The following is a 6,811-nucleotide window of genomic DNA, read 5'->3' as shown; positions in this document are numbered from 1 at the left end:
ATTACTGCGCTGAATAGCCAACCCTTTGAGCAGATATGGATATTTACCATCAAACCGCATTGTGCTTACCTGTTCTGTAATAAACGTGGCCATCGCATGAAAGTACTGGTACATGATGGATTGGGCATCTGGCTGTGTGCCCGGCGGCTGGAACAGGGAAAATTCCACTGGGCTAAAGTTCACCAAGGTGAAACCGTGGCCCTCAGCCGAAATTTAACTATAATGAAAATTTGGCTGAATTATATGAATCACAAGCCTTACAAAGATTGGATAATAAGCGGCTTTGTTGCACAAAGCTGTTCTTAAGGACTCCTTCGGCAATATAATTTCCAAATGAAGAAGCCTACACACAAAATCTACCGCACAACCAATTGGCCCGCATATAACCGAGCTCTCATTAATCGTGGGAATATTGCCATTTGGTTCGATCCAAAAACACAATGGTATGCAGAACCTCAAGGCAAACAAGGTCGAAGTCAAACCTACTCCGACATAGCGATTCAATGCTGTTTGATGATCAAATCTCTATTTAGACTCACTTTACGCATGGTTACTGGTTTTGTTCAAAGCTTAATTAAACTTTGCGGATTAGATTGGACAGCACCAGACTTCACGACGCTTTGTAGAAGACAAAAGTATATTGATATTCAAATTAACTACCAGAAAAGTCGTGATGGGTTACATCTACTCGTCGACTCTACGGGTTTAAAATTTTTAGGTGAAGGCGAATGGAAGCGTAAGAAGCATCAGCCTGAATACCGTCGGCAATGGCGTAAACTGCATATTGGTATAGATGCTGAAACACTGCAAATACGTGCCGTTCAGCTTACGACAAATAATGTCAGTGATTCACAAGTACTTGGTGATTTACTCGATCAGATTCCTCAAGATGAGCATATTGACTCCGTTTATACCGATGGTGCTTATGACACAAAGCGGTGTCGCCAGTTGATCACAGATCGAAATGCCCATGCGATTATTCCACCCAGAAAAAATGCGAAGCCTTGGAAAGATACAAAAGTTCATTCGCTAGAGCGAAATGAATTACTTCGCACTGTTAAACGTTTAGGCAGGACACTATGGAAAAAATGGTCGGGCTACCATCAGCGAAGTCTGGTAGAAACCAAGATGCACTGCATCAAATTATTAGGCGATAAGCTCAGTGCTCGGAATTTTGATAGCCAAGTCAACGAGATTCATGCACGTGTGGCCATCTTAAATAAGTTTACGGAGCTCGGCCGACCTCACACCCAAGTTGTCACTTAAATTTAAACAACTTAGGAAAGCTCTATCTTTAAAATCTTTATGCAACAAAGCCGTATGAAAGTGGAAAGAAAACTTTGAATTTGTTGATTGAAACGAAAGATAAGGCAAACTACACCTTATCCGAAGAAGAGCAGCGTAAAATTAAACATGCAGAACTTTTATTTCAAAATGTCAGAGATGATGTAGACGTTGTTTTTAAAACTCAATTTGAAAGTGAAAAAGTCGTTGAAATTATTAAAAATGTTATTGGTAAAAAGGCTAGTAAAGGTTAGATTAAAGGCAATATTAATGTTGGCTTGATAAGCAAGTTGAGGGGATACATGAAGTTGGTTCATATTGTTGATAAAGATCAAAATATGTGGATTGATGTGAATGTATTCTTTCAACAGTCTGAAATGGAGCTGACTCAATGGCGTAGTCAAATAAGGGAGCGATATAAACGGGATAAAAACAAGCCTCATTTTACTTGCGCTTGGTGCCAATCCCCAGTGACCCTTGCCAGACGTATAGATCACATGGAGATCAATTCCTCGGCAACATTTTTTTTTAAACATATTCCTGAGTTGGAAAATAATCCAAACTTCCAATGTCCTGTAAAGCATATCAAACAGTTATCAGAGCAAGAAAAAACTGCTCTAAAGTATCAAATTGCGAAAGAAACTCAACAACATAAATTGCTGAAAGAGAACATATATAAAAGCCTTCAAGTAGATGAAGCTTTTAGTGATATTCATATTGAGCAAGTTCGTAAAAGTATTGATCTAAAGCAATGGCGTAGACCAGATGTATCTTCATTATATAAAAAGCAATTAGTTGTTTTTGAAGGACAACTTTCTACAACTTTTTTGAATGTGATTATTGATCGTAAGATTTTTTATCAAGATAACAATGCTTGCTTACTGTGGATTTTTAATCATTTTGAACCAACAGAAAAAGCGAAGAAGCAGTCAATGCAAGATATTTACTACAACAATAATGCAAATGCCTTTGTAGTGAATGATTCTACAGTCGCTCAATCAATTAAAACAAAAGTTTTTACTTTAGAGTGTCATTATTTAAAGCCTGAAATAAAGAATAATCAAATCATTAATCAGTGGAATACTGAGTTCGTCGAATTCCAAAACTTAGTCCAGAACGAAGCTACAAAGCAAATATACTTTTTTGATTATGAAGCTGAATATCAAAAGCTAAAGCAAAAATTAGGCTTACGTCATAGTTATTTACAAGAGAGTAAGAATCAAAAAGATAAACTAAAAGTTCAGAAATATATCGAATCACTAGAACAGGTTGATCTTGATACAAAAGTTCCATCAAAAACTAAATCTGAATTATTGGTCGAGTTTACTAAACTATGGATAAAAACTCATTACCTTACCGATAGTCAATTCAACTTTCAGTGGTTTTCCATCCGTAAAGAGCTTGAGCTAATGGGTATTAGTACACCTAAATACATTTTACATGCACCCTATAAAACAGTGGTCAACTCAATTTTAAGTGCAAAATTTGGTTACGTTGTAGGTAACAATATTAATGATATGGTGAGTGTAGCTCATAACTTGATGGAACATCATCCAGCTTACATTAAGCATTTGATGCTTACTTTAAAAGTAACAGGCAAACCCGATTTATTAAACGAGAGAGATAGTTCGGGTAAATGGAAAGAGCGTTATAAAAAATATGTTCAACAGCCAGAAGAGTTTAAAATTTATAAACATGATTTAAATCAATTTATTGAATTTTTAGTTCCTGAGTTTGAAGGACGCTTAATTGCTTGGGGTGAAAGCTGTGAACTTCATTCAAAAATAAATTTACCAAAGTAGGTCTATTATGAAATACCAACCGCCTTATACCATCACCTCAAAAATCATTCATCTGATTGCTCAGATCAGTGAAAATATAGGGCGTTTGACTGTTTTAGAGGAAATTCAGGACAGCTTAAAACTCAGAAAAGCCAATCGTATCCGTACTATTCAAGGTTCTCTTGCAATAGAGGGGAATACGTTAAGTACAGAACAAATCACGGCGATTCTAAATGGTAAGACTGTGATTGCACCTCCGAAAGAAGTTCAGGAAGTACGTAATGCCATTAAAGCCTATGAAGCATTTCAGCAGTGGCAACCAAGCCAAGAAAAAGACCTATTACAAGCGCACCAAATTTTAATGACAGGCTTAATTGATGAAGTCGGTCAGTATCGTCATGGTGGTGTCGGTGTAATGTCAGGTGATCGAGTAGTGCATATGGCTCCACCTGCGAATCAGATTAACCGTTTGATGGCTGATTTACTTAATTGGTTGAATGACAGCGATATACATCCACTGATTCAAAGTTCAGTATTCCATTATGAGTTTGAGTTTATTCATCCATTCGCAGATGGTAATGGTCGAATGGGGAGGTTGTGGCAGACATTGATTTTAAGTAGATGGAATCCAATCTTTGCCAATATTCCAGTTGAAAGCTTGATTTACCAAAATCAAAAAGCTTATTACGAAGCGTTGCAAGCAAGTACAGATCGTACTGATTCAGCCCCGTTTATAGAATTCATCTTACACATGATTTTAGATGCCATTCTTAGTTCAACTGATACCGCTCAAGATAGCGATCATGTTACCGCTCAAGTTAACGTACAAGTGAGCGACCAAGTTCAGCGTTTACTTTCGGCAATGAAGCAAGAAGATTATACTTTAGCTGAATTGATGCAATTGGTTGGATTAACTCATCGAGCAACATTCCAAAGGAATTACTTAAATCCTGCAATAGAAGCTGGTCTGATTAAACGCACCATTCCTGATAAGCCGAAAAGTCCGAAGCAAAGATATAGATTAAAAAGATAACAATACTTTCAATTGTGGATAAATCAAGACATATCCGCAATCAGTAAAATCCTATTCAAATCTGCTACAATTACGCCAATTTTGAATTCCCACTTTTTCAGTTTTAGTACATATTTAGAAATGTGTACATAACTGTGTACATATTGTAGATTTTTCTCATGTTTAAAGATCAATTAGCTAGAGAGGTAAAGGCTCGTAGAACCTTTGCTATTATTTCCCACCCCGATGCCGGTAAAACCACCATGACAGAAAAACTGCTGTTATGGGGTCAGGCCATTCAGGTTGCAGGTATGGTGAAAAGCCGTAAATCGGATCGTGCAGCCACTTCTGACTGGATGGAAATGGAAAAAGAGCGTGGGATTTCGATCACCACGTCCGTCATGCAGTTCCCGTTCAAGGACAAGATGATTAACCTGCTGGATACCCCGGGGCATGAAGATTTCTCGGAAGATACTTACCGTACCCTCACTGCGGTAGACTCAGCGCTGATGGTGATTGACGGTGCAAAAGGTGTCGAGGAACGTACCATCAAATTGATGGAAGTGTGTCGTATGCGTGACACTCCTATCATTTCTTTCGTCAACAAAATGGACCGTGAAATCCGTGAGCCTTTAGAGCTGCTGGATGAGATCGAAAATGTCCTGAAAATTAAATGTGTCCCGATTACCTGGCCACTCGGTACAGGACGTGACTTCGCTGGTGTCTATAATCTGCTCGAAGAAAAGTTCTATGTCTATAAAGCCGGTTTTGGTTCAGTGATTACTGATATCGAAGTTCGTGATGGCTATGACCATGCTGATTTACGTGAAAAAGTCGGTGAGCTGGCTTGGGCGGCATTTGAAGAATCATTGGAACTGGTACAAATGGCCAATGAGCCATTAGATCGTGAAGAATTCCTGGCAGGCCGTCAAACTCCAGTGCTGTTCGGTACAGCTTTAGGTAACTTCGGTGTCGACCATGTTCTGGATACATTTAGCGAATATGCACCGCCTCCCAAAGCGCATCCAACTCAAGACCGTAAAGTAGAGGCAGATGAAGAAGGTTTTACAGGCTTTATCTTCAAGATTCAGGCCAATATGGACCCGAAACACCGTGACCGTATCGCTTTCATGCGAATCTGTTCAGGTAAGTATGAAAAAGGCATGAAAATGAAGCATGTGCGTATCGATAAAGATATCCGCATTAGCGATGCCTTGACCTTCCTGGCTGGTGACCGTCAGCATCTGGAAGAAGCATGGCCGGGTGATATTATCGGTCTGCATAACCACGGTACCATCCAGATCGGTGATACTTTCACTTCAGGTGAAAAACTGCAATTTACCGGTATTCCGCACTTTGCACCGGAAATGTTCCGCCGTGTCCGTCTGAAAGATCCGTTGAAGTCAAAACAGCTGCAAAAAGGTCTGAAAGAGCTGTCTGAAGAAGGTGCAACTCAGGTCTTCATGCCACAAAACAGCAATGACCTGATTGTTGGTGCTGTGGGTGTGCTGCAGTTCGAAGTGGTGGCGTATCGTCTGAAAGAAGAGTACAAGGTGGACTGTATTTATGAGCCGGTGAGCATCAATACAGTACGTTGGGTATCTTGCGAAGATGAGAAGAAATTTAATGAATTCAAGAAAAAAGCCCATGACCAGTTATCTGTTGATGGTGGTGGTCATTTGACTTATCTTGCACCAAGCCGAGTGAACTTACAGCTGATGCAGGAACGTTATCCGGATATCGTATTCCGTAACACACGCGAACACTAAGCCTTCAGGCTTGGAAAATGTTAAACAGCTTCTCCGGAAGCTGTTTTATTTTGTGCTACATTTAGACGACTCATTACTTATATCTCTAAAAAATCATGAAGTTTAGTAAGGAAATCCTGCTCGGTTCAGTCATTGGCTGCAGTTTGTTACTTGGTGCATGTGATAAAAATGAAAAAGAACAGCCAGTGACGGAACAGAAAAAATCTGCAGCAGTCACCCCTGAAGAAAAAGCCAAAGTTTTGCCTTATCTGAATATCCAGGAGAAATCGGCCGATATTGCTTTGCCATTTTGTGAAACTAAAAACTGTATTAATCTGGATATTCAAACCTTAAAGACAGCTGATTCCTGGCTAAACCAGTCTATTGAAAAGCAGCAAGCAAAAGTCATTCAGGATCAGATTGGCCTAAAGCAGGATATGAGTCTGCAGCAGGCGGTTAATGCGTATGTAAAAAAATCAGATGCCTGGCAAGCCCAGCTCAAACTGAATAAAGCCTATGAGTTATCGCTGTATACCCGTATTCCTTATCAGCGCAATCAATTTGTGTTAATGCAAATTGGGGTAGACAGCACTCAGGAAAATATCCGCGTCAATGAACGCTATTATTTCTTTGTGGCTGACCGTGTGCAGCAAAAAATACTCAGTCCGCTAGATATTATCAATCCTGAGCAGCAATTGCAGATGGATCAGATTGTGCAGCAGGCTTACCAAAAATGGTTAAAGGACAATAATGCAGAAGTCCAGCAGAAAGCACCAAAAAAACTGTACTGGGGGCAGGCGGACTGGTTCTTCGATCAGGAAGGAATTGGCTTACATTATCGTAGTCAGGAAATTAGCAAAGATGCCAAACAACTGGACATCTATTTAACCAAAGAACAAACACAACAAGTCTTGAAAGTGGATATTTATCAGAATATGTTCTAACAGGTAGGTCCTGCAAGGATAAATAATGATGTTGAACAAAGG

8 protein-coding genes are annotated in these 6,811 nt (G+C 39.5%); 7 read left to right on the top strand and 1 reads right to left on the bottom strand.

Features of this window, described 5'->3' with window-relative positions:
* On the bottom strand, positions 1-183 hold a 183-nt coding region (locus B3Q46_RS15945), incomplete at its 3' end, for a hypothetical protein (RefSeq protein ID WP_286716696.1).
* Between B3Q46_RS15945 and tnpB the strand changes: the two genes are divergently transcribed.
* The 7 genes from tnpB to B3Q46_RS15915 all read left to right on the top strand — a co-directional run bounded on the left by tnpB (position 97) and on the right by B3Q46_RS15915 (position 6,769).
* The gene (tnpB, locus tag B3Q46_RS16460; RefSeq protein WP_414631449.1) at positions 97-306 is read left to right on the top strand and encodes an IS66 family insertion sequence element accessory protein TnpB; all 210 of its coding nucleotides are present in this window, start codon (positions 97-99) and stop codon (positions 304-306) included. The genes B3Q46_RS15945 and tnpB overlap by 87 nt on opposite strands.
* 27 nt (positions 307-333) lie before the next feature.
* Positions 334-1,266, top strand: coding sequence for an IS5 family transposase (locus B3Q46_RS15940; RefSeq protein WP_004811110.1), 933 nt, complete (start codon positions 334-336; stop codon positions 1,264-1,266).
* Between the two features lie 74 nt (positions 1,267-1,340).
* Entirely contained in the window at positions 1,341-1,538 is a 198-nt protein-coding gene (locus tag B3Q46_RS15935) for a hypothetical protein (protein WP_005232184.1), read from the top strand.
* A 48-nt stretch (positions 1,539-1,586) separates the two neighbouring features.
* Positions 1,587-3,086 (top strand): DUF6035 family protein, encoded by a 1,500-nt coding sequence (locus B3Q46_RS15930; protein ID WP_005232182.1) that lies wholly within the window; start codon positions 1,587-1,589, stop codon positions 3,084-3,086.
* Between the two features lie 7 nt (positions 3,087-3,093).
* Positions 3,094-4,098, top strand: coding sequence for a Fic family protein (locus tag B3Q46_RS15925; protein WP_005232180.1), 1,005 nt, complete (start codon positions 3,094-3,096; stop codon positions 4,096-4,098).
* 158 nt (positions 4,099-4,256) lie between these two features.
* Positions 4,257-5,846 carry a peptide chain release factor 3 gene (locus tag B3Q46_RS15920; RefSeq protein WP_004782060.1) on the top strand — a complete coding sequence of 530 codons (1,590 nt, stop codon included), beginning with the start codon at positions 4,257-4,259 and terminating at the stop codon, positions 5,844-5,846.
* Positions 5,847-5,941: 95 nt separating this feature from the next.
* Positions 5,942-6,769: a hypothetical protein gene (locus tag B3Q46_RS15915; protein WP_005232178.1), complete on the top strand. Its 828-nt coding sequence runs from the start codon at positions 5,942-5,944 to the stop codon at positions 6,767-6,769.
* The last annotated feature ends 42 nt before the right edge of the window (positions 6,770-6,811 follow it).

It is taken from the genome of Acinetobacter sp. UBA2581 (genome assembly GCF_002339435.1).
GTDB classification, from domain to species: Bacteria; Pseudomonadota; Gammaproteobacteria; order Pseudomonadales; family Moraxellaceae; genus Acinetobacter; species Acinetobacter variabilis.
Note: the sequence above shows the minus strand (reverse complement) of the source record. Positions and strands in the feature narration are given on the sequence as shown.